Consider the following 22,128-nt stretch of genomic DNA (forward strand, 5'->3'; position numbering starts at 1 on the left):
AACCCTACTCCGCCGCGGGGTGGATGATATTCTTCGGCGCTGGCCCTGCTTCCGCTGGTGCCGCTCCGTGATGACCGTCCGTCTCGGCATCCTCGCTGTGCACGATCAGCCGCTTGGCGAAGCGCCAGATCAGGGCGCCGAGATCGTCCATCACCATGAACATCGCGGGCACGAACACCAGCGACAGGATGGTCGAGAAGATCAGGCCGCCGATCACCGCGAGCGCCATCGGCGAGCGGAACTCGCCGCCGGCGCCGACCGCGAGCGCGCTCGGCATCATGCCCGCGGCCATCGCGATCGTGGTCATCACGATCGGCCGGGCGCGCTTCATGCCGGCGTCGATCATCGCCTCTTCGCGCGGCTTGCCGGCGTGAATGGCTTCGATCGCGAACTCCACCAGCATGATCGCGTTCTTGGTGACGATGCCCATCAGCATCAGAATGCCGATCCACACCGGCGTGGTGAGCTGCTTGCCGGTGATGAGCAGGGCCGCGATGGCGCCGCCGATCGAGAGCGGCAGCGAGAACAGGATGGTGATCGGCTGCAGGAAGGTGCCGAACAGCAGCACCAGCACGGCGTAGACCATCATCAGGCCCGCCGTGATCGCGGTGGCGAAGCCGTCGGACAGCTCGTTCAGGCTTTCGGCGTCGCCGGAGGGAGAGACCTTCACGCCCTTCGGCCGGCTCTTCATCACCGGCAGGTCGTAGATCTTCTTGGTGGCGTCGCCGAGCGCGGCCGAGCCGACGAGGTCGGCGGCGACGGTCGCCTGCCGCTCGCGATCGTAGCGGTTGATACTGGTCGGACCCTGGTCGAGCTTGACGTCGGCGATGACCGAGAGCGGCACGCCGCCCTTCTCGCCGTGCTCGCCGAGCGGCACGCGCAACTGCTCCAGCGTCTTCAGATTGCCGCGCGCGGCATCCTCGAGCTGCACGCGGATCGGCACCAGGCGGTCGCCGACGTCGAACTTGGCGAGCGCGGGTCCGACATCGCCGATGGTGGCGACGCGGATGGTCTGCGACAGGCTTTCGGTCGAAACCCCGAGCCGCGCGGCGAGATCGGCGCGCGGTTCGACGCGCAGCTCCGGCCGCTCCAGCGTGGTTTCCGAGATCACGTTGGAGATGGTGGGAATCCGCTTCATCTGCGTCGCGAGCTCGCTCGCGAAATTGTTGACGATGTTGGCGTCGACACCGGTCACGACCAGCGAGATGGCGCGCAGGCCGTTCTCGTCGAGGAACCAGAAGCGGATGTCAGGAATGTTCTCCAATTCCTGGCTGATCGAGAATTCGAGCTCGCGCTGGGTGATGTCGCGGGCATCCTTGGGCGTGTAATTGATGATCAGTGCGGCGCGCCGGACTTCCTGGGTGCCCGGCGGAACGCGCCCGCCGTCGACGAAGATGCTCTTTACCTCGGGCCGTTTGCGCAGGCGCGCGACGATGTCCTCGGTGACCTTCTCGGTATAGGCGAGCTGGGTGCCCGGCGGCAGCTCGAGGGCAAGCAGCGAGCGCGAACTGTCCTGCGCCGGTAGAAAACCCTGCGGCAACAGCGTAATGCTCCAGATCGAGGCGGCAAAGACGCCGAAGCCGACCAGCACCGTGATGAAATAGTGTTTTACCGACCAGGCCACGATCCTGTGATAGGACCGCAGCACGCGGCCGGGCGGCGGTTCTTCGTGAGTGCCAGGCTTGAGGAAGTAGGCGGCGAGCACCGGCGTGACGAAGCGCGCCGCGAGCAGCGAGAAGAACACCTGCACCGAGACGGTGATGCCGAACTGCTTGAAGAACTGTCCGGCGATACCCGACATGAAGCTTGCCGGTGCGAAGATCGCGATGATGGTGAGCGAGATCGCGATCACCGCGAGGCCGATCTCGTCGGCGGCTTCGAGGGCGGCACGATAGGGCGACTTGCCCATGTTCATGTGCCTGACGATGTTTTCGATCTCGACGATGGCGTCGTCGACCAGAATACCCGTCGATAGCGTGATGGCGAGGAAGCTGACGAGGTTCAGCGAGAAGCCGAGCAGGTCCATCGCCCAGAACGCCGGGAAGATCGACAACGGCAGCGAGATCGCGGCGATGATGGTGGCGCGCAGGTCGCGCAGGAACAAGAGCACGATGACGACGGCGAGGATGGCGCCTTCGAACAGGGTCGAGATCGCCGCGTGGTAATTGCCGTTGGTATATTCGACCGAGGTGTCGATCACCTTCAGGTCGACGTCGGGATAGGCGGCCTTGAGTACGTCGATGCGCTTCTGCACGGCCTCGGCCACCTTGACGTCGCTGGCGCCCTTGGAGCGCTTGATGCCGAGCGCGACGATCGGCTCGCCGTTGAAGCGGGCGAAGGTGCGGCGGTCTGCGATGGTGTCGGTGACGGTGCCGAGATCGTCGAGCCGGACCTCGCCGCCGCCGAACAGCGGGATCATGGTGCCGGCAAGATCGCTCAGCGTCTTTGCACCGGCGAGCGTGCGGATCGCCTGGTCGTTCTTGCCGATCTCGGCCCGGCCGCCGGCGACGTCGACATTGGTACCGCGCAGGCTCTGGCTGACATTGACCGCGGTCAGCCCCATCGCCTGCAGGCGGTCGGGATCGAGCGAAACAAGAATCTCGCGCTCGACACCGCCGATGCGCTCGACCTGGGCGACGCCGCGCACGCCTTGCAGCGCGCGCTTGACCACGTCGTCGACGAAATAGGAGAGCTGCTCGGGCGTCTTGCCGGGCGAAATCGCGGCGTAGGTGACGATCGGCAGGCCGATGACGTCGACTCGCTGGATCAGCGGCTCGGTGACGTTCTGCGGCAGGTTCGAGCGGACACGCGTCACCGCGTCCTTGACGTCGTTGAGCGCGCGGTCGGTGTTGGTTTCAAGCGCGAACTGGATGGTGGTGACCGACACACCGTCGGTGATCTGTGAGGTAATGTGCCGCACGCCCTCGACGCCGGAGACGGCGTCTTCGACCGTCTTGGTCACCTGCGATTCGAGTTCGGCGGGCGCCGCGCCGAACTGCGATACCACGACCGAGATCACGGGAATGTCGGCCGAAGGCAGCCGCGTCACCGCGAGCTTGGTGAAAGACACCCAGCCGAGAATCAAGAGGATGATCGAGAAGACGACCGACGGCAGCGGATTCCGGATCGACCAAGCCGAGATATTGAGAGCCATCAGCGTACCCGCGTGCGATCGAGTTCATCGGCGAACATGGTCTTGATCTGGTCGCCGTCATGGAGCGAAGAGCCGGCGTCGGCCACGACGATTTCGCCGACGTCGAGGCCTTCCAGGATTTCCGTCGCGTTGTCGGACGAGAGCCCGACCCGCACCTTGCGCGTCTCGATCGTGTTGCCCTTGACGACCTGAATGGTGAGATGGTCGATCGCGGTCTTGGGGATCGAGACGCCGCAGCTTCGCTTGGCGTCGATCGAGGCACGGGCGAACACGCCGACCTTCAGCGACGGATTGTTGGTGACGCTGATGCGGACGCGGCCGAGCTGCGTGGCGCGGTCGATTTCGGGCGCAACCAGCCGGACCCGGCCGATCAAATCGGGCGCGTCGTCGCGGCTGATGCGCACGGTGGCGCCCGAACTGAGCTTGGGCATGTGCACCGCCGGAACCTGAGCATCGAGCTCGATCTCGTTGTTGACGGCGATGCGGAACATCGGGCCGGCCTGCGGTGAAGCGGGCGCGCCGACAATGGTGCGGACTTCGGTGATGAGGCCCGGCGCAGGTGCCTTCAGCGAGATCGGGCCTTGCGGACCGGGTCTCTGCGGCTGGCCCGGGATCTGCGGCGGCGCGGTCAGGCGCGCCAGCTCCTGGTTGTCGGCAACGACGGTGCCTTCGGTGACGAAGAGGTCGGTGACCTTGGATCCTTCCTGGTCGGCGATGACCACCGCCTCGCGGCGCGGCACGAAGAAGCCGGTCACCCGCACGAGGTCGGAGAAGCAGGCATTGGTCGACTTCGTCACGATGACGAGCGCCTCGCTCTGCGTCTCCTTCGGCTCGGCGCGCTTCCGATGCTCGAACAGGTAATAGCCGACGCCGAGCGCGACGACGAACACCACCGTTCCGGCAGGCTTGAGATATTCGGAGAGTTTCATCGCCGGATCATCCTGGCCTGGCTCACGGCCATCCGCGCGAGGCCCATCGAGAACGTTTCCCTGAAACAAAGCGGCGTCCCGCAAGGCCGCGGGACGCGCTTTGGGGGCGAGACTTTACACCACATCACGACTTGTCACTTCAGAGGATTGCGTCGTGCTCACTTCGATGCGGTGGTCTTGTTTTCCATGTTGACGACCTGGACGCGGCGGTTGGCCTCCGCCATCGGCTGGCTCGGATTCTTCAGCTTGCTCTTGCCGTAGCCGACGGTGACGAGGTCGGTGGCGGAGATGCTGTACTTGTCGACGAGATAGCGCTTGATCGCATCCGCGCGGCGTTCCGACAGGTCCTGGTTGTAGGTTTCGCCGCCGGCGGCATCGGTGTGACCGGCGACCACGAAGGTGGAGCCCTTCAGGTCGGGACTGGTCAGCGCGCGACCGAGCGCCTGCACGGACGGCATCGACTTGGCGCTGATATTGGCGGAGTTGTAGTCGAACGTGATTTCGAGATCGATGTTCGGCTTGTCCTTGGCGACCGACGCGATTTCCTCGCGCTCGGTCGAGGACAGCGAACGCGTCGAGCGGCCGCGCACCGACTGGATCAGCTTGGTCTCGGCCGCGTTCGGCGCGGGATCGGCCTGCGGGGCGATCGAGAGGCCGCGGGTCAGGGGCTTCTTGGCCGGCGGCGCCAGCGCGCGGACGATATCGTCCTCGGTGACGTTCTTGCTGTTGCCGTCATCGCCGGCGAAGGCGGGCGAGGCCGGAAGCGACAGCGCGGCGCCAAGAGTGATTATGGACAGGATCGCGGTAAGTCCCTTTGCAGCCGATTTCATAACCAGTCCCTCCTGCGCAGCCAGCTCGCGCGGTTCCAAATTCCTGCCAAAATTCCTGCAATGAGCCCCCCGGGGAAGGCTGCCTGCGGCATCCGTTCGTTAGTCTTCCCTGGGCCACCAGGGGTTCGAGGCGCCGCCTGCCTCAATTCAAAAAAATACTAGCGCACTCCGTAGCTTGCGAACTCCTGAACGATGTTCGGATCCATTGCCTTGGCATTGGCGATATCAAGCGCGCCTTCCTGGGCGGAGCCATTGCGCTGCTTGGCGAGGCCACGTCCGTAGAGCGAGGAAGTCAGGCGCGGGTTGATCCTGAGGGCCGCATCGAAATCGGCGATGGCATTCTTGACCGCGCCCGATTTGAGGTTGACGAGCCCGCGGCTGTCCAGCGCATCGACGAAGTTGGGCCGCAGCCGCAACGCCTCGTTGCAATCCTTCAGCGCGCCCTGGAGGTCGCCGACCACGGTGCGGGTCCAGCAGCGGTTGTTCAGCGCCTCGACATCCTTGGTGTTGATCCGGAGCGTGTCGTCGAAATCCTTGATGGCAAGGTTGTAGGCGCCCTTGCTGGCATAGACCTGGCCACGCCGGTACAGCGCGTTCACGTCATCAGGATTGGCGGCGATCTTGGAGGTCAGGCTCTTGATCGTTGGATCGTCGGCCAGCGCGGCAGCGCTCGGCCCGCTGTCGGTGCTCGGTGCCGGAGCGGGATCAATCGGTTTGACCGGCGGTGGCGGCGGGGGCAGGGCGGCCTCGACCTGCGGCTTCGGCGTGGGGGCCGGCGCAGGCGCAGGAGGTGGAGAAGCAGGCGCGGGCGCCGCAGCGGTGTCGGCCGGCTTCGGCGGCGGAGGCGGTGTCGGCGGCGCGGGCGGTGACGGCGGCGGGTTGTTGGCGACGACCGGCGGCGGCGCGGGAGGCGCGGGCGGCGTCGCCGGTGCCGGACGCGACCCGCCAGCTCCCGGGCTGAACGAGAAATCTTCGGCCAATGAAGAGGATATCCAAGGCACCTGCTCGCCGCGCGACGCGCGGGTCACGCCCATCTTGGTGCGATTCAACGTCTCCTCGGCCATCAGGTCGGGGACCCGGATTTCCTTCAGGAGCTCCTGGACGAACAGGCTGTGCTCGCCGCCGGCGTCGGAGACCACCGAGGCCAGCGCCGCCGAATACATCACCAGCGTTCCGTTCGGCGCGATGACCGGGGTCAGGCCAGCCGAGAAGCTGCGGAACCGGCGCTCGAACGGATTGCGCCGGGAGGCGTCGATCAGCGCGATCTTGACGCCGGCGCCGCGGGTGTTGAGCTCGCCGAGGACGGTCTCGAGGCTGAAACCGTCACGGCGCACGTCGGATTCGGTCCAGATCTGCGCATCGATCGGCAGCATGTAGCTCTGGCGCGCCGACTGGATGCCGAAGCCGCTGAAGAATACCAGCGCCACCGATCCCGGCTTGATCTTGCCGTAGAGCTTGTCGAAGGCGCGGCGCATGCCGTCGCCGGTCAGATTCTCGGCGATCTCGACCGAAAAGCCGTCGCGCTTGAGCTCGTCGGCGACGTCGCGGGCATCGTTGATCGGTTCCTTCAGCGGGGCATCCGCATCCGGGTACTTCGCGTTGCCGATGACCAGCGCAAAGCGGTCACCGGCCGCAAGCGATGGGGCAGTCGGGATGAGCGAGATGAGCAAGGGCAGAAGAAGAAAGAAGCGAATTTTCATAATCAGCGCGGTCCAGCCAAAAAGGCGCCGTTACCAGCTTGCGCCGCGGCGACCTTAACTTACGCTTCCTGCATTATCAAACCGGGGACGGGAGGCGTCAACCACTTGGAGATTCGGCGTTATCGCGACGATTGACCGCAACGCCCGGGTGCGCCGCAGGGGGAATAAACAGGCTGTCATGTTTGTGCTCGACGTGATCCGGCTCGATCTTACCGGCGGCACGTTAGGGCCTCCATGGCGACGAAAATGTGATTGGTCTCACATTGAGGGCATGCCTCCGTCGCGCCGCGCGGCGTTTGACCTTTGCAGCGGACAATGGCTTGGTGCGCAGGATCGTCCCGGAAGGTCCACTCAGAAAAGCAAAGCAAAAAGCAGGAATCATGGGAAACGCCTACGAAATCTACGCGCTGCGCTATGCGACGATGTCGCCGCGCACCCCCAGCATGAACTTCCTTCAGCCCGATCCGCATGACAGCGCGGCGCAGGACCTCGACTATTTCGTCTGGCTGATCCGCGGGCACGGCCGCGACATCCTGGTCGACACCGGCTTCAATGCCGAGGAGGCGAGCGCGCGGGCGCGCAAGCTGACGCTCAATCCGGTCGACGCGCTGGAGTGTTTTGGCGTCAAGGCATCGAGCATTCGCGACGTCATCGTGACGCATCTGCATTACGATCATGCCGGCAATCTCGACCGCTTTCAGAATGCGCGCTTCCATCTCCAGGAGCGCGAGATGGCTTATGCGACCGGCCGCTGCATGTGCAACGGCCTGCTGCGACATCCGTTCTCGGTCGAGCACGTCACGCAGATGGTGCGCCACGTCTATGGCGAGCGCGTCACTTTCTATTCGGGCGACGGCGAGGTCACGCCCGGCGTCACCGTGCACCGTGTCGGCGGCCATTCCGACGGCTTGCAGGTGGTCAGGGTCGAAACTGCGCGCGGGCCGGTGGTGCTGGCGTCCGATGCCGCGCACTACTACGCCAATCTGCAGCGCAAGAGCCCGTTCCCGATCGTCTACAATGTCGGCGACATGGCGGTCGGCTGGGAGACGATCGAGCGCCTCGCCGGCCATCCCGATCGATTCATCCCCGGCCACGATCCGATCGTGACGGAGATCTATCCGCGCGCCAGCGACAAGGTCGATGCCTGGGCACTGCATCTGCCGCCGACGCGGTCGTTTGCGAAGTGAGGGCGAAGCCGTCATTCCGGGGCGCGCGAAGCGCGAACCCGGAATCGCGCGCCACAATCTCTGGATTCCGGGTTCGCCGCTTTGCGGCGCCCCGGAATGACAGCGTCGGCAAATACGCCTGCTTGGCGTCGGCCTCTTTGCTGGTCTGGATCAGGTCGAGACTCGCTTCGATCTTGCCGAGCCGGGTCGAGAGCGCCGGTTTGATTCCAGTCTGACCTTTTCCTCGGACGTGTGCGGTCTCCGAGACGGGCGGCAGATATGGTTTCAACGAGTGCCGGCAGGATCCACACAAGCAACGATATCGCGGGGAGATTTTCGAGCCGCTAGCTCCGGCGGAGAGAATATCGCCAGGTATCCTCCGTCCCCTGCGAGCTTAGATGTGGCGACCTCGCGATAGCCGACGGCAGTTAATTCGCAGCGCAAGAGCTCAATTGGCGTGCCGTGCTTCGACGTCGGAAGCTCAAGATCGACAATTCCCACCCGTGCACCCTGCTTCAAGGCGGGCGCGAGATTGTAGAGGAAGGCATAGGGTTGGGCTATCTCGTGATACATATGCGCAAGGATTGCGGCGTCCAGCGAGGAAGCGGGCAGACGCGGGTCGTGGGGTTCGCCGAGCGCGAATTGCACGTTCGTTAACTTCAGAAGTTTTGTTCGCCTGGCGAGTTCGACGAGGTAATCCCGCGTGACGTCCTGGGCAACGACAGAGCCGGCGGGTCCGACGAGGTGCGAGAGCCTGACCGTGTGGTAGCCACTGCCTGCTCCAATGTCGCCGACTGTCATACCTGGTTTCAGCTCAAGAACGCGTGCGATTTGACCGGCCTCATTGAGGGCGTCGCGGCGCTCTTCGGCGGAGCGGCGCGGGCTGACGATTCGTGCGACAGGGCGCTGCGGTGAGGGAAACTCGTTTGCAGCGACTCCGGGGGGAGCCAGATAACCCATGTCAACCGCGTATGCGCGAGCTGCAGCAAAGGCCACAAGTAGCATCGCTATATACGCCACTGCCGTCACGGGCCTACCAAGCTTTCTCAACCGGACTCCCAAAAGCCGACGTCTGCGCCTCTATGAGTCGCTAATACGCCTGCTTGGCGTCCGCTTCCTTGCTGGTCTGGATCAGATCGAGACTCTCCTCGATCTTGCCGAGCAGCGCCGAGAGCTGCTTGCGCTCCTGCGCGGAGAGGCAGGCGAGGATCTCGTCCTCCCGCCGCAGCAATTGCGGGAACAGCTCTTCGTAGAGCGCGCGGCCCTTCTTCGTCAGTTGCAGGCGGAATTCGCGGCGGTCGGCTTCGTTCTCGACCCGCTCGATCATGTCCTCGCTGAGCAGCGTGGTCACCGCGCGGCTGATGGTGGATTTGTGCGTGCGGGTGCATTGCGCGATGTACTGCGCGCTACAGGCATCGTTGCGGAACCCGAGCGTGGCGATCACGCGCCAGGCCGGAATGTCGAGGCCATGCCGTTCCTGATATTCGACCGAGAGCGCGGAACTGACCTCGGCCGCGAGCCGGTTGAGACGGAACGGCACGAACTTGAACAGGTCGAGCCGTGCCTTTGGCCGCGCGGAGGCCTCATCGGCTTGCCGTGCCTTCAGTGCGATATCGCTGGATGTCCTCGCCAAGGAGCGCGCTCCGAATTCCAGTTGACGGCCGGCCGGCTCCGGTCCAAAATAGTTGCACGTGAGACTATCTAGCAGATCAGTGCTCCCCTGACCATAGCCGAGGTTCGAGTATGGCGCAGGCCAAGCCACTTCAGGGCAAGACACATCAGGCCAAAGCCCAGTTCGGCTATCGCCGCCATGCCGATCAGGACCGCGCCGGCCAAGGCCCGGCCGAGCATCCGGTCGTGGTTGTCGGCGCCGGCCCGGTCGGGCTGTCGCTCGCGATCGATCTTGCCCAGCGCGGTCAGCGCGTCGTCCTGCTGGATGACGCCGACCGCATTGGCGAAGGTTCGCGCGCGATCTGCTTCTCGAAGCGGTCGCTGGAATATTGGGACCGGCTCGGCGTCGGCGACCGTATGGTCGCCAAGGGCGTGGTGTGGAGCGTCGGCCGGATCTTCCACGGGGACTCCCTGCTCTACCAGTTCAACCTCCTGCCCGAGGACGGCCACAAGCGGCCCGCCTTCATCAATCTCCAGCAATATTACGCCGAAGCCTATCTGGTCGATCGTATCAGCGACCTGCCCGAGATCGACCTGCGCTGGCGCAACAAGGTGACGGCGCTGGAGCAGCGCAACGACGGCGTGGCGCTGACGATCGAGACACCCGACGGCGCCTATCGCCTGCACGCGCAATATGTGATCGCCTGCGACGGCGCGCGGTCTTCGCTGCGGCAGATGGTCGGCGCCGAGTTCGCGGGACAGGTGTTCGAGGACCAGTTTCTGATCGCCGACGTCAAGATGACCGCGGAATTCCCGACCGAGCGCTGGTTCTGGTTCGATCCGCCGTTCCATGCGGGACGTTCCGCGCTGCTGCACCGGCAGCCCGACGATGTCTGGCGCATCGACCTCCAGCTCAATCGCTACGCCGATCCCGTGGTCGAGAAGAAGCCGGAGAATGTGCGGCCGCGGATCGCGCGCATGCTCGGCCACGACAAGTTCGAGTTCGAGTGGATCTCGCTCTACAAATTCCAGTGCCGGCGGATGGACCGCTTCATCCATGGCCGCGTGATTTTCGCCGGCGATTCCGCGCATCAGGTTTCGCCGTTCGGCGCCCGCGGTGCCAATTCCGGGCTCGAGGACGCGGAAAACCTGTCCTGGAAGCTCGACCGCGTGCTGCGCGGCACTTCGCCCGCAAGCCTGCTCGAAAGCTATCATGCCGAGCGCAGCATGGCGGCCGACGAGAACATCCGCGAGTCGACACGCTCGACCGATTTCATGGCGCCGAATTCGCATCAGGAAGCGCGGCTGCGCAAGGCGGTGCTGTCGCTGGCCAAGGAAACCGAGTTCGGCAAGCGCATGGTCAACGGCGGCCGGCTGTCGGTGCCGTGCAGCTATGACTCGCCGCTGTCATCGCCGGATGCAGATGTGTGGGGCGGCGGACCGTCTCCCGGCTGCTCCATGCTCGATGCGCCGGTTGCCGAGCAGGCCTATCTGACGGACGCCTTCCGCAAGGGGGGAACGGACTTCACCCTGCTCTCGTTCAGCAATGGTGCGGCGATTGATGTGCCCGACGGGGTCAAGGATGTTCGCATCGGTGGCGAGGGCGGACTTGCCGATCCCTCGGGCCTCGTCGCAAAGCGCTATGACGCCGCGCCGGGTGCTGCCTATCTGCTCAGGCCCGATGGCTATGTCGCCGCGCGCTTCCGCCATCCGACGCGCGCCGCGATCGCGGCTGCGTTGTCGCAGGCTCAAGGTCTCAATTGAGGTTTCGCATGCCGTTGTCCACCAGCTCCAACTTTGCGCGGCCAGACGATGCCTTTCGCGCCATCGTCGAGGCGCATCGCGGGCTCACCGAGGAGCAGAGCGCCGATTTCGATGCGGCGCTGGTGCTGATCCTCGCCAACCATATCGGCGAGATCGATGTGCTGCGTGAGGCGATCGAGCTTGCCAAGCGCCGCATGATCGACGGTCAGCAGCAACAACAGCAACAACAATAACCCAGAAGACTCAAAGGACGAATTGATGGCGAAGAACTTCGCATCCACCGGCGATCTCTCGGAAAAGAAGATCACCTTCTCCGAGATCGGCACCGATCTCTATGCCTTTACCGCCGAGGGCGATCCGAATACGGCCGTGATCGTCGGCGACGACGGTTGCCTGGTGTTCGACGCGCAGGCGACGCCGGCGATGGCGAACAAGGTGATCGAGCGCGTCCGCACTGTGACCGACAAGCCGATCAAATATGTCGTGCTGTCGCACTATCACGCCGTGCGCGTGCTCGGCGCCTCCGCCTACAAGGCGCAAGGCATCGTCGCCTCGCAGGAGACCTATCGTCTGATCGAGGAGCGCGGCAAGCAGGATTGGGATTCCGAATACGGCCGCTTCCCGCGGCTGTTCCAGGATGCGCAAAGCATCCCCGGCCTGACCTGGCCGACGCTGACCTTCGAAGGCGAGATGTCCATTTATCTCGGCAAGCGCGAGGTGCGGCTGATGCAGCTCGGGGCCGGCCACACCTCCGGCGACATCGTCGCCTGGGTGCCTGATGCCGAAGTGATGTTCTCCGGCGACCTCATCGAATATCACTCGGCCTGTTATTGCGGCGATGCGCATTTGCGCGAATGGCCGATGACGCTGAACGAGATCCGCAACTTCAATCCCAAGGCGATCGCGCCGGGCCGCGGCGATGCGCTCAACGGCACGGCTACGGTGCGCGAGGCCATCGCAATGACGCGCGACTTCGTCACTTCGCTTTATGGTGCGGCCGAAATCTCGGTGGCGAAGGGGCGCACGCTGAAGGAATCGATGGCCGCGACCCGCGAGGTGATGGATCCGAAATTCCACAGCTTCGCCATCTACGAGCACTGCCTGCCGTTCAACGTGTCGCGCGCCTTTGACGAGGCGTCGGGGATCGACGATCCCGTGATCTGGACCGACAAGCGCGACCAGGACATGTGGGCAGCCCTGCAAGGAGGAGGATAGTGATGAACATCAACACCTCGCCCGATCAGATCGTCCGAAGCTCGGCACAGGTCACCCCGGGCTACATGTCCGGCTTCGGCAACAGCTTTGAGACCGAGGCGCTGCCGGGCGCGTTGCCGATCGGGCGCAACTCGCCGCAGCGCTGCGCCTACGGACTCTATGCCGAGCAATTGTCCGGCTCGCCCTTCACCGCGCCGCGCGGCACCAATGAGCGCTCGTGGCTCTATCGCATCCGTCCGTCGGTGAAGCATTCCGGCCGCTTCGAGAAAGTCGAGGCCGGCCTGTGGCGTTCGGCGCCATGCCACGAATACGATCTGCCGATCGCGCAGATGCGCTGGGACCCGACGCCGCTCCCGGAGGACGATGTGACCTTCGTTCAGGGCGTGCAGACCATGACGACGGCGGGTGACGTCAATACGCAGGCCGGCATGGCCGCGCATGTCTACCTCATCACCAAATCGATGGTGGATCAGCATTTCTACAATGCCGATGGCGAGCTGATGTTCGTGCTGCAGCAGGGCAATCTTCGACTCGTCACCGAGTTCGGCCGCATCGACGCCGAGCCCGGCGAGATCGTGGTGATCCCGCGCGGCGTCAAGTTCCGCGTCGAGATTCCGAACGGGCCGGCGCGCGGCTATCTCTGCGAGAATTACGGCGGCGCGTTCACGCTGCCGGAGCGCGGGCCGATCGGCGCCAACTGCCTGGCCAATGCACGCGACTTCCTCACCCCCGTCGCGCATTACGAGGACAAGGACACGTCGACCGAGCTGTTCGTGAAATGGGGCGGCTCGCTGTTCAAGACCACTCTGCCGCATTCGCCGATCGACGTCGTCGCCTGGCACGGCAATTACGCGCCCTACAAATACGATTTGCGTACCTTCTCGCCGGTTGGTGCGATCGGCTTCGATCATCCCGATCCCTCGATCTTCACGGTTCTGACCTCGCCGTCGGAGACCGCGGGCACCGCGAATATCGACTTCGTGATCTTCCCCGAGCGCTGGATGGTCGCCGACAACACCTTCCGTCCGCCCTGGTATCACATGAACATCATGAGCGAGTTCATGGGCCTGATCTACGGCGTCTACGATGCCAAGCCGCAAGGCTTCGTCCCCGGCGGCATGAGCCTGCACAATTGCATGCTGCCGCACGGCCCGGATCGCGACGCTTTCGAGCATGCCAGCAACGGCGAATTGAAGCCGGTGAAGCTGACGGGGACCATGGCCTTCATGTTCGAGACCCGCTACCCGCAGCGCGTCACCGCGCACGCCGCGAACGCGTCCACGCTGCAGGACGATTACGCGGATTGCTGGAAGGGGCTGGAGAAGCGGTTCGATCCGAGCAAGCCGTAGTCTCTCTTACCCTCCCCTGGAGGGGGAGGGTCGTTACGCATGCAGCGAAGCGGAATGCGTAGCGGGGTGGGGTGACGGTCTCTCCGCGAGTAACGCTGCCCGTGTTGAGAGATCACCCCACCCCGTCCCATATTTCGCTGCGCTCAATATGAGCCGACCCTCCCCCTCCAGGGGAGGGTGACACCGTCACCGCTGTGCCACGAGAAACCTATGCCCCACCCCAACGACCCCAGCCTCCGCTCCTTCATCGACGTCGATCCCGCCTCCGACTTCCCGATCCAGAACCTGCCCTACGGCGTGTTCTCGACCGCGGCCAATCCGACGCCGCGCGTCGGCGTCGCGATCGGCGATTACGTGCTCGATCTCTGGGAGCTCGAGCAGGATTCCCGGCTCGATGTCGGTCCGCTCGGCGTGTTCTCCGGCGCCTCGCTCAATCCTTTCATGGCGCTGGGACCAAAGGTCTGGACCAGGACGCGGGCGCGGATCAGCGAGCTCCTGCGGGCCGATCATCCGGAGCTGCGCGACAATGGGGAGCTGCGCAGCCGCGCGCTGGTGCCGGTGCGCGATGCAAGGCTGCATCTGCCCTTCACCGTCTCCGGCTACACCGATTTTTACTCGTCCAAGGAGCACGCCACCAATGTCGGCGTGATGTTCCGCGGCAAGGACAATGCGCTGCAGCCGAACTGGCTGCACATGCCGATCGCCTATAACGGTCGCGCCTCCACGGTCGTGGTCTCCGGCACCCAGGTGAAACGGCCGCGCGGGCAGCTGAAGCCGCCGAATGTCGAGCTGCCGAGCTTCGGGCCCTGCAAGCGGCTCGATTTCGAGCTGGAGATGGGCGTCGTGATCGGCCAGCCCTCGCCGATGGGCGGCATGCTGACGGAGAGCCAGGCCGAGGAGATGATCTTCGGCTTCGTGCTGCTCAACGACTGGAGCGCGCGCGACATCCAGCAATGGGAATATGTGCCGCTCGGCCCGTTCCTCGCCAAAGCGTTCGCGACCTCGATCAGCCCGTGGGTGGTGACGCGCGAGGCGCTGGAGCCGTTCCGCCAGAAGGGGCCGGAGCAGGAGCCGGTGCCGCTGGATTATCTCAAGCAGGGCAAACCGCAGAACTACGATGTCGCGCTCGACGTCTCCTTGCGCGCCGCCGGCGCCAACGCGCCGGCCGGCATCAGCCGCACCAATTTCAAATACATGTACTGGTCGTCGGTGCAGCAGCTGATGCACCATGCCTCCTCCGGCTGCGCCATGAATGTCGGCGATCTCCTCGGCAGCGGCACGATCTCCGGTCCGGAGAAGAACCAGCGCGGCAGCTTGCTCGAGATCAGCTGGAACGGCACCGAGCCGATCGAGCTCCCCGGTGGCGCCAAGCGCTCATTCCTGGAGGATGGCGATAGCCTCGTGATGCGCGGCTGGTGCCAGGGCTGCGGCTATCGCGTGGGGTTCGGTGAGGTGGAAGGGACGATTTTGGCGGCGGAGTAGCCGCGCGCTCCTGTCTTGTAGGGTGGGTTAGCGTCAGCGTAACCCACCTCTTCAGTGTCCGCGGTCGCAGACGTGGTGGGTTACGCTGCGCTAACCCACCCTACGCATCGACGGCGTGGAGAGACCTACCGGCTCTCCGGCGGCACGTCCCGTATCCGCGCGCAATGCGCCGCGACGTCCTCGACGCTGTATTTCAGATGCACCCGCTTGTCCGACGGCGCCTGTTTGCTCGTGCAGACGCCCGGCCGCCATTCCTGCGTCGGCCTGATCGGGCGCGGCGCAAAACCGCCGCCGCAGTTCGGGCAGACGTTGGACAGTTTCGTCTCGACGCAGTCCGCACAGAACGTGCATTCGTACGAGCAGATCCGCGCGTTCGTCGCATCCGGCGGCAGGTCGCGGTCGCAATATTCGCAGTTCGGTCGAAGCTGGAGGGCCATGGCTGAATCTCCGGATTGGCTGGGATCATCGCAGATCGCGCGGGGAGCGCGAATGACGTAGTTCCCTCGATTTCAGCCGGCCTTGATCTCCCTCAGCGGCAATCGCGAGCTCTCCTTCAGCCTGTCGAGCACGATCGAGGAGCGCACATGCGCCACGCTCTGATGCGGCATCAAGACGTCGTTGACGAGGTTGGAGAGGCCCTTGAGATCGCGCAGCACTGCCTTGAGCACGTAGTCGGCGTCACCGGTGAGCGAATAGGCCTCCTGGATCTCGTCGATCCGGTTCACCAGCGCGCGAAACCGCTTGGAATTGTCCGGCGAATGGGTCGCAAGGCCCACCTGGATGAAGGCGATCACGCCGAAGCCGAGCGCCTCGCTGGAGAGATCGGCGTGATAGCCCGCGATCACCTTCTCCTCCTCCAGCCGCATCCGCCGCCGCGAGCATTGCGAGGCCGAAAGTCCCGCGAGGTCGGCCAGCTCCTGGTTGGTGAGGCGGCCGTCGTCCTGGAGTGCGCCCAGGATCTTGAGGTCAAAAGCGTCAACCTGAATCATGCGTGCTTTGTCCATTTCATGCACAGATCGTGCATAGGATAGCTAAATGCCGTCTCGTTTGCACGCTCCTTGCGCGTCCCATGAAGGATAATTCCTTTCAACAGCAATTCGGGAGAACACCATGGGACCGTTTCCGCACGATGCACCGCCGGCCACTGTCAGCGCCGACAATCCGATGGGCACCGACGGGTTCGAATTCGTCGAATATGCGCATCCCAATCCGCAAGAGCTGCATGCGCTGTTCAAGCTGATGGGTTATGCGCCCGTCGCGCGCCACAAGACCAAGAAGATCACGGTCTATCGCCAGGGCGACATCAACTATCTCGTCAACGAGGAGCCCGGCACCCACGGTTACGAGTTCGTTGCCACGCACGGGCCCTGCGCCCCCTCGATGGCGTTCCGCGTGGTCGACGCGAAGGCGGCCTATGACCGCGCGATTTCGCTCGGCGCGGAGCCTGCCGATGTGTCGTCGGCCCAGAAGACGCTCGATGTGCCCGCGATCAAGGGCATCGGTGGCAGCCTGCTGTATCTCGTCGATCGCTACGGTGCCAAGGGCTCGGCCTATGAGGCCGAGTTCGAATGGCTTGGCGCGCGTGATCCGCGGCCTGCCGGCGCCGGCCTGTTCTATCTCGACCATCTCACCCACAACGTCCATCGCGGCCGCATGGACGTCTGGGCCGGCTTCTACGAAAAGCTGTTCAACTTCCGCCAGATCCGCTTCTTCGACATCGAGGGCCGCGCCTCCGGCCTGTTCTCGCGCGCACTGACCAGCCCAGATGGCAAGATCCGGATTCCGATCAACGAGGACGCCGGCGATTCCGGCCAGATCGAGGAATATCTGAAGACCTATCGCGGCGAGGGCATCCAGCACATCGCCTGCGGCTGCCGCGACATCTACCGCACCATCGAAGGCCTGCGCGTCGCCGGCCTGCCCTTCATGCCGTCGCCGCCGGAGACCTATTTCGAGCGGATCGACGCGCGCCTGCCCAAGCATGGCGAGGACCTCGCGCGTCTCCGGAAGAACGGCATCCTGATCGACGGCGAAGGCGTGGTCGAGGGCGGCCAGACCAAGGTGCTGCTCCAGATCTTCTCGGCCAACGCGATCGGCCCGATCTTCTTCGAGTTCATCCAGCGCAAGGGCGACGACGGATTCGGCGAGGGCAACTTCAAGGCCCTGTTCGAATCGATCGAGGAGGATCAGATTCGGCGCGGAGTGCTGAAGGTGGATGCGGCGTAGGCACCTGCGTTAGACGCGGGGTGCACCCTCAATGTCGGTGTCGTCCCCGCGAAGGCGGGGACCCATACCCACAGGGATTAGTTGCTACAGGGAGTAGTTGCGGCGCGAGCAGATAACTCCGAGTCTCCGCCAAACCGCTTCCTGTGGTTATGGGTCCCGGATCTGCACTCGCTACGCTCGCTTGTCCGGGACGACGGCGGAGTTTGAGGCGGCAGCGGAGAGTCTATCTCTTCCACGCCTGCGTCACCGCGGCGATCTCCGCTGCCTCCGGCTCACGCACCGTCGACGGTGTCCGCGAGAACCGCGGCGCCGGCGCGGGCTGCTTGACGCCATGACGCTCGACGAACACGTTGCGGGCGACCATGTGCGGATGCTGGGTTGCTTCCGACATGGTCAACACCGGCGCGAAGCAGATGTCGGTGCCTTCCATGATCTTGCACCAGTCCTCGCGCGTCTTGCTCTTGAACACGGCCTTCAGCTTCTCCTTGAGCGCCGGCCAGGCCTTGGGGTTCATCTGCGCGTCGAAATCGGCATCGGTCAGGCCCGCATGCTCGCGCAGCAGCGCGTAGAACTGCGGCTCGATCGAGCCGATCGAGACGAAGTGCCCGCAGGCACATTCATAGACGCCGTAGAAATGCGCGCCGCCGTCGAGGAAGTTCTGGTCGCGGCCCTCGGTCCAGCGGCCGAGCGTGGTCATGTCGAAGAAGAACGACATCAGCGATGCCGCCCCGTCGCACATCGCGGCATCGACGACCTGGCCCTTGCCGGATCGCTGCGCCTCCAGCAGGGCTGCGAGCACGCCGACGACGAGATAGAGCGCGCCGCCGCCGAAATCGCCGACCAGATTGAGCGGCGGCACCGGTGCTTCCTTCGTGCCGATGGCGGCGAGCGCACCGGTGATGGAGATGTAATTGATGTCGTGGCCGGCCGCATTGGCGAGCGGGCCTTCCTGGCCCCAGCCGGTCATGCGGCCATAGACCAGCTTGGGGTTGCGCGCGAGCACGACGTCCGGGCCGAGCCCGAGCCGCTCCATCACGCCGGGACGAAAGCCCTCGACCAGCGCATCGGCGCTGGCAAGCAGGTCGAGCACCTCTGCGATCGCGGCCTTGTCCTTGAGGTCGAGCTCGATCACCTTGCGGCCGCGCCCCGCCACCGACTTCATGCTCTTCTTCGCGCCGACCCGGTCGAGCGTGACGACGTCGGCACCCATGTCGGCCAGCATCATGCAGGCGAACGGGCCGGGGCCGATGCCGGCGAATTCGACGATGCGGAAGCCCGAGAGCGGGCCGGAGGAGCGGACGGTCGAGGTGGGCGCTGATTTGTCGAGCACGTTGTTGTTTCCTCGGGTCGCGGGCGGATGCCGATGGTTCGGCAATCGCCGCTGACATTCTTCTTTGGAGCGAGTTAATCGGCTGATTAACTTTTCTCGCCTTCATGCCAGCGAGGCAAGCGCTTTTGATGCCGCATGGCCAAAATAAAACGGCGCGCACCGAAGTGCGCGCCGCGGAAAATTTGTGTCGAGGCGCTATCAGCGCGCCGCGGCCACCGCGCGCTGTGCCATTACCTTGATGAGGTTGGCGCGGTACTCGGCAGTGCCGTGGATGTCGGCCAGCAATCCGTTCGCCGAAATCGTCACGCCGTCGATCGCCGACGGCGACCAGTTCGCCTTCAGCGCCGCCTCAATCGCGGGCACCCGCATCACGCCGCTCTGCGAGGCGCCGGTCGCGGCGACCCGAACCTCGCCCGATTTGGTCTGCGCGACGAACACGCCGGTCAGCGCAAAGCGCGAGGCCGGATGCCGCATCTTCTCGTAGCCGGCTTTTGCCGGCACCGGGAACGACACGGCGGTGATGATCTCGCCGTCTTCGAGTGCCGTGGTGAAGAGGCCCTGGAAGAAGTCCTCGGCCGAGATCGACCGCTTGTTGGTCTTCACGGTGGCGCCAAGGGCCAACAAAGCGGCCGGGAAATCCGCGGCCGGATCGTTGTTGGCGATCGAGCCGCCGATCGTGCCGCGGTAACGCACGGCGGGGTCGCCGAGCACCGAGGTGAGATAGGCAATCGCGGGAATCGCCTTCTTCACATCGGCATTGGTCATGATGTCGTAATAGATCGTGGCGGCCTTGATGGTCAGCGTGTCGCCCGACAATTCGACGCCCTGCAGCTCCTTGATCTTGCCGAGGTCGATCACGTCGGAGGGGCTTGCGAGGCGCTGCTTCATCACCGGCAGCAGCGTCTGGCCGCCGGCAAGGAACTTCGACTCGCTGCCCTTGGCGAACAGGCTGGCGGCCTCGTCGACCGAGGAAGCGCGATGATAGGTGGTCTGGTACATCTTGGTTCCTCCCTCTTAAGCCGCGTGGATCGTGCGCCACACCCGGTCAGGGGTTGCGGGCATTTCCAGGTTGTTCTTGCCGATCGCATCCGTGATCGCGTTGATCACGGCTGCAGAGGCGCCGATCGCGCCGGCCTCACCGCAGCCCTTGATGCCCAGCGGATTGCCCGGGCACAGCGTCGTGGTGTGGGAGAGGTTGAAGGAGGGCACATCGTCGGCGCGCGGCATGGCGTAGTCCATGAACGAGGCCGTGACCGGCTGGCCGTTGGCATCGTAGATCGCATGCTCGAGCAGCGCCTGTCCGATGCCTTGAACAAGGCCGCCATGGACCTGGCCCTCGACGATCATCGGGTTGATCAGCCGGCCGAAATCGTCGGCCGCGACGAAGTTGACGAAGGAGGTCTTGCCGGTGCCGGGATCGACCTCGAGCTCGCAGATATAGGTGCCGGCCGGGAAGGTGAAGTTGGTGGGGTCGTAGAAGGCGCTCTCCTTCAGACCCGGCTCCATCCCGTCAGGCAGATTGTGCGCGGTATAGGCTGCAAGGGCGACCATCGGCAGGGCAATCGCCTTGTCGGTGCCGGTGACCTTGAACTCGCCGTTCTCGATGACGATGTCGGCCTCGGAAGCTTCCAGCGCATGCGCCGCAATCTTCTTGGCCTTCGATTCCATCTTCTCCATCGCCTTCAGGATCGCGGTGAGGCCGACGGCCGCCGAGCGCGAGCCGTAGGTGCCCATGCCGAACTGCACCTTGTCGGTGTCGCCATGGACGATCGAGACCTGGCTGATGGGAACGCCGAGGCGCTCCGCGACGAGCTGGCAGAACGTGGTCTCGTGACCCTGGCCGTGGCTGTGCGATCCCGTCAGGATCTCGATGGTGCCGACCGGGTTGACGCGTACCTCGGCCGATTCCCACAGGCCGACGCCGGCGCCCAGGCTACCGACCGCCTTCGACGGCGCGATGCCGCAGGCCTCGATGTAGCAGGACACGCCGATGCCGCGCAGCTTGCCGTCGGCTTTCGCCTTGGCCTTGCGGGCGGGGAAGCCGGCATAGTCGATCGCCTTCATGGCAGCGTCGAGCGAGGCGTTAAAGTCCCCGGTGTCATAGGCCATGATGACAGGCGTCTGATGCGGGAACTGGGTGATGAAGTTGGTCCGGCGCAGCTCGGCCGGATCGACCTTCAACTGCCGCGCCGCCGTTTCCATCAGCCGCTCGATCAGATAGCTCGCCTCGGGGCGGCCCGCGCCGCGATAGGCGTCGACCGGCGTGGTGTTGGTGTAGACCCCGATCACCTCGGCGTGGATCGCCGGGATGTTGTACTGGCCCGACAGCAGCGTCGCGTAGAGATAGGTCGGCACCGAGGACGAGAACAGCGACATGTAGGCGCCGAAATTGGCGTAGGTCTTTACCTTGAGGCCGGTGATCTTGTTGCTGGCGTCGAACGCCAGCTCGGCATGGGTGACGTGGTCACGGCCATGCGCGTCGGTGAGGAAGGCCTCGGTGCGGTCGCCGGTCCATTTCACGGGACGGCCGATCTTCTTGGAGGCCCACAGCGCCACCATCTCTTCGGGATAGATGAAGATCTTGGAGCCGAAGCCGCCGCCGACGTCGGGGGCGATCACGCGCAGCTTGTGCTCGGGGGCGATGTTGTAGAACGCCGACAGCACGAGGCGGGCGACGTGCGGGTTCTGCGAGGTCGTGTAGAGCGTGAAATGCTCTTCCGCCGCGTCGTAATCGGCGATCGCCGCGCGCGGCTCCATCGCGTTCGGGGCGAGGCGGTTGTTGGTGACGTCGAGCTTGACCACATTGGCGGCCTTGGCGAAGGCGGCATCGGTGGCACCCTCGTCGCCGATCACCCAGTCATAGACCTGGTTGCCGGGAGCTTCGGGGTGAAGCTGCGGCGCGCCAGACTTGATCGCGGCTTGGACGTCGGCGACCGCCGGGAGCTCTTCATAATTCACGACGACGGCCTCGGCCGCGTCGCGCGCCAGATTCTTGCTGTCGGCGATCACGACCGCGACGGCCTGACCGACGAAGCGCACGGTCTCCGGCGCCATCGCCGGCCATGCGCCCATCTTCATCGGGCTGCCGTCCTTGGAGGTGATGGCCCAGCCGCAAATGAGGTTGCCGACCTTGTCGTCGACAATCTGCTGGCCCGTGAGCACCGCGACCACGCCCGGCATCTTCAGCGCGGCGGAGGAATCGATCCCCTTCACCTTGGCGTGTGCGTGCGGGCTGCGGATGAAATGGGCATGGGTCATGCCCAGCAGCTTGATGTCGTCCACGTACCGGCCCTTGCCGGTAATGAAACGCTTGTCTTCCTTGCGCACGACTCGCGCGCCGATGCCTTCTACACCCATGTCTGGTCCTCCCGA

General features: G+C 64.7%; 18 protein-coding genes and 1 pseudogene. 7 read left to right on the top strand and 12 right to left on the bottom strand.

Annotation, left to right across the window (positions count from 1 at the left end):
- Positions 1–4: 4 nt before the first annotated feature.
- The 4 genes from CIT37_RS02565 to CIT37_RS02580 form a co-directional block, all read right to left on the bottom strand.
- On the bottom strand, positions 5–3,154 hold the full coding sequence (locus CIT37_RS02565; RefSeq protein WP_095425524.1) for an efflux RND transporter permease subunit: 3,150 nt from the start codon (positions 3,152–3,154) through the stop codon (positions 5–7).
- Positions 3,154–4,083 (bottom strand): efflux RND transporter periplasmic adaptor subunit, encoded by a 930-nt coding sequence (locus CIT37_RS02570; protein WP_095425525.1) that lies wholly within the window; start codon positions 4,081–4,083, stop codon positions 3,154–3,156. Before CIT37_RS02570 ends, CIT37_RS02565 begins: the two co-directional genes overlap by 1 nt.
- A gap of 158 nt (positions 4,084–4,241) precedes the next feature.
- Complete coding sequence (locus CIT37_RS02575) at positions 4,242–4,913, bottom strand: OmpA family protein (protein ID WP_095425536.1); 672 nt, start codon at positions 4,911–4,913, stop codon at positions 4,242–4,244.
- A gap of 158 nt (positions 4,914–5,071) precedes the next feature.
- Entirely contained in the window at positions 5,072–6,613 is a 1,542-nt protein-coding gene (locus CIT37_RS02580) for a caspase family protein (protein WP_095425526.1), read from the bottom strand.
- Positions 6,614–6,993: 380 nt separating this feature from the next.
- On the opposite strand from CIT37_RS02580, the gene CIT37_RS02585 reads away from it, so the two are divergent.
- Positions 6,994–7,800: an N-acyl homoserine lactonase family protein gene (locus CIT37_RS02585; RefSeq protein ID WP_095425537.1), complete on the top strand. Its 807-nt coding sequence runs from the start codon at positions 6,994–6,996 to the stop codon at positions 7,798–7,800.
- A 112-nt stretch (positions 7,801–7,912) separates the two neighbouring features.
- Here the strand turns inward: CIT37_RS02585 and CIT37_RS02590 are convergent.
- The 3 genes and pseudogenes from CIT37_RS02590 to CIT37_RS02600 all read right to left on the bottom strand — a co-directional run.
- Positions 7,913–7,993 (bottom strand): annotated as a pseudogene (locus CIT37_RS02590) (MarR family winged helix-turn-helix transcriptional regulator); the annotation flags it as partial.
- Between the two features lie 71 nt (positions 7,994–8,064).
- Entirely contained in the window at positions 8,065–8,784 is a 720-nt protein-coding gene (locus tag CIT37_RS02595; protein WP_038973104.1) for a class I SAM-dependent methyltransferase, read from the bottom strand.
- Between the two features lie 85 nt (positions 8,785–8,869).
- Positions 8,870–9,412, bottom strand: a complete 543-nt coding sequence (locus tag CIT37_RS02600; RefSeq protein ID WP_028143899.1) for a MarR family winged helix-turn-helix transcriptional regulator — start codon at positions 9,410–9,412, stop codon at positions 8,870–8,872.
- Positions 9,413–9,522: 110 nt separating this feature from the next.
- On the opposite strand from CIT37_RS02600, the gene CIT37_RS02605 reads away from it, so the two are divergent.
- From CIT37_RS02605 to fahA, 5 genes are all read left to right on the top strand, one after another.
- Positions 9,523–11,154: an FAD-dependent oxidoreductase gene (locus CIT37_RS02605; RefSeq protein WP_095425527.1), complete on the top strand. Its 1,632-nt coding sequence runs from the start codon at positions 9,523–9,525 to the stop codon at positions 11,152–11,154.
- Between the two features lie 8 nt (positions 11,155–11,162).
- Positions 11,163–11,387, top strand: a complete 225-nt coding sequence (locus CIT37_RS02610) for a DUF2783 domain-containing protein (protein WP_028143901.1) — start codon at positions 11,163–11,165, stop codon at positions 11,385–11,387.
- Positions 11,388–11,412: 25 nt separating this feature from the next.
- A complete protein-coding gene (locus CIT37_RS02615) occupies positions 11,413–12,369 on the top strand; it encodes an MBL fold metallo-hydrolase (RefSeq protein WP_028143902.1) in 957 nt (318 codons plus the stop codon).
- Positions 12,370–12,371: 2 nt separating this feature from the next.
- Positions 12,372–13,718 carry a homogentisate 1,2-dioxygenase gene (hmgA, locus tag CIT37_RS02620; RefSeq protein WP_028143903.1) on the top strand — a complete coding sequence of 449 codons (1,347 nt, stop codon included), beginning with the start codon at positions 12,372–12,374 and terminating at the stop codon, positions 13,716–13,718.
- Between the two features lie 210 nt (positions 13,719–13,928).
- A complete protein-coding gene (gene fahA, locus CIT37_RS02625; RefSeq protein WP_028143904.1) occupies positions 13,929–15,200 on the top strand; it encodes a fumarylacetoacetase in 1,272 nt (423 codons plus the stop codon).
- Between the two features lie 125 nt (positions 15,201–15,325).
- Here the strand turns inward: fahA and CIT37_RS02630 are convergent, their stop codons facing one another.
- On the bottom strand, positions 15,326–15,637 hold the full coding sequence (locus tag CIT37_RS02630) for a DUF1272 domain-containing protein (protein ID WP_028143905.1): 312 nt from the start codon (positions 15,635–15,637) through the stop codon (positions 15,326–15,328).
- 72 nt (positions 15,638–15,709) lie between these two features.
- The gene (locus tag CIT37_RS02635; RefSeq protein WP_161966316.1) at positions 15,710–16,189 is read right to left on the bottom strand and encodes an Lrp/AsnC family transcriptional regulator; all 480 of its coding nucleotides are present in this window, start codon (positions 16,187–16,189) and stop codon (positions 15,710–15,712) included.
- Positions 16,190–16,310: 121 nt separating this feature from the next.
- On the opposite strand from CIT37_RS02635, the gene hppD reads away from it, so the two are divergent.
- The gene (hppD, locus tag CIT37_RS02640; RefSeq protein ID WP_095425529.1) at positions 16,311–17,426 is read left to right on the top strand and encodes a 4-hydroxyphenylpyruvate dioxygenase; all 1,116 of its coding nucleotides are present in this window, start codon (positions 16,311–16,313) and stop codon (positions 17,424–17,426) included.
- Positions 17,427–17,649: 223 nt separating this feature from the next.
- Here the strand turns inward: hppD and CIT37_RS02645 are convergent, their stop codons facing one another.
- The 3 genes from CIT37_RS02645 to CIT37_RS02655 all read right to left on the bottom strand — a co-directional run bounded on the left by CIT37_RS02645 (position 17,650) and on the right by CIT37_RS02655 (position 22,113).
- Entirely contained in the window at positions 17,650–18,756 is a 1,107-nt protein-coding gene (locus CIT37_RS02645) for a CaiB/BaiF CoA transferase family protein (protein WP_095425538.1), read from the bottom strand.
- A gap of 198 nt (positions 18,757–18,954) precedes the next feature.
- Positions 18,955–19,755, bottom strand: coding sequence for an FAD binding domain-containing protein (locus tag CIT37_RS02650; RefSeq protein ID WP_028143909.1), 801 nt, complete (start codon positions 19,753–19,755; stop codon positions 18,955–18,957).
- 15 nt (positions 19,756–19,770) lie between these two features.
- Entirely contained in the window at positions 19,771–22,113 is a 2,343-nt protein-coding gene (locus tag CIT37_RS02655; protein ID WP_028143910.1) for a xanthine dehydrogenase family protein molybdopterin-binding subunit, read from the bottom strand.
- Between the last annotated feature and the right edge of the window lie 15 nt (positions 22,114–22,128).

Origin of the sequence: Bradyrhizobium ottawaense, assembly GCF_002278135.3 — a bacterium.
In the GTDB taxonomy this organism is placed as follows: domain Bacteria; phylum Pseudomonadota; class Alphaproteobacteria; order Rhizobiales; family Xanthobacteraceae; genus Bradyrhizobium; species Bradyrhizobium ottawaense.

Excerpts from the sequence above, each read along its gene's own strand:
- CIT37_RS02655 (WP_028143910.1), bottom strand. The coding sequence starts at position 22,113 with ATGGGTGTAGAAGGCATCGGCGCGCGAGTCGTGCGCAAGGAAGACAAG.
- CIT37_RS02615 (WP_028143902.1), top strand. The coding sequence starts at position 11,413 with ATGGCGAAGAACTTCGCATCCACCGGCGATCTCTCGGAAAAGAAGATC.
- CIT37_RS02570 (WP_095425525.1), bottom strand. The coding sequence starts at position 4,083 with ATGAAACTCTCCGAATATCTCAAGCCTGCCGGAACGGTGGTGTTCGTC.
- fahA (WP_028143904.1), top strand. The coding sequence starts at position 13,929 with ATGCCCCACCCCAACGACCCCAGCCTCCGCTCCTTCATCGACGTCGAT.
- CIT37_RS02580 (WP_095425526.1), bottom strand. The coding sequence starts at position 6,613 with ATGAAAATTCGCTTCTTTCTTCTTCTGCCCTTGCTCATCTCGCTCATC.
- hmgA (WP_028143903.1), top strand. The coding sequence starts at position 12,372 with ATGAACATCAACACCTCGCCCGATCAGATCGTCCGAAGCTCGGCACAG.
- CIT37_RS02565 (WP_095425524.1), bottom strand. The coding sequence starts at position 3,154 with ATGGCTCTCAATATCTCGGCTTGGTCGATCCGGAATCCGCTGCCGTCG.
- CIT37_RS02650 (WP_028143909.1), bottom strand. The coding sequence starts at position 19,755 with ATGTACCAGACCACCTATCATCGCGCTTCCTCGGTCGACGAGGCCGCC.
- hppD (WP_095425529.1), top strand. The coding sequence starts at position 16,311 with ATGGGACCGTTTCCGCACGATGCACCGCCGGCCACTGTCAGCGCCGAC.
- CIT37_RS02575 (WP_095425536.1), bottom strand. The coding sequence starts at position 4,913 with ATGAAATCGGCTGCAAAGGGACTTACCGCGATCCTGTCCATAATCACT.
- CIT37_RS02605 (WP_095425527.1), top strand. The coding sequence starts at position 9,523 with ATGGCGCAGGCCAAGCCACTTCAGGGCAAGACACATCAGGCCAAAGCC.
- CIT37_RS02630 (WP_028143905.1), bottom strand. The coding sequence starts at position 15,637 with ATGGCCCTCCAGCTTCGACCGAACTGCGAATATTGCGACCGCGACCTG.
- CIT37_RS02610 (WP_028143901.1), top strand. The coding sequence starts at position 11,163 with ATGCCGTTGTCCACCAGCTCCAACTTTGCGCGGCCAGACGATGCCTTT.
- CIT37_RS02635 (WP_161966316.1), bottom strand. The coding sequence starts at position 16,189 with ATGATTCAGGTTGACGCTTTTGACCTCAAGATCCTGGGCGCACTCCAG.
- CIT37_RS02585 (WP_095425537.1), top strand. The coding sequence starts at position 6,994 with ATGGGAAACGCCTACGAAATCTACGCGCTGCGCTATGCGACGATGTCG.
- CIT37_RS02595 (WP_038973104.1), bottom strand. The coding sequence starts at position 8,784 with ATGCTACTTGTGGCCTTTGCTGCAGCTCGCGCATACGCGGTTGACATG.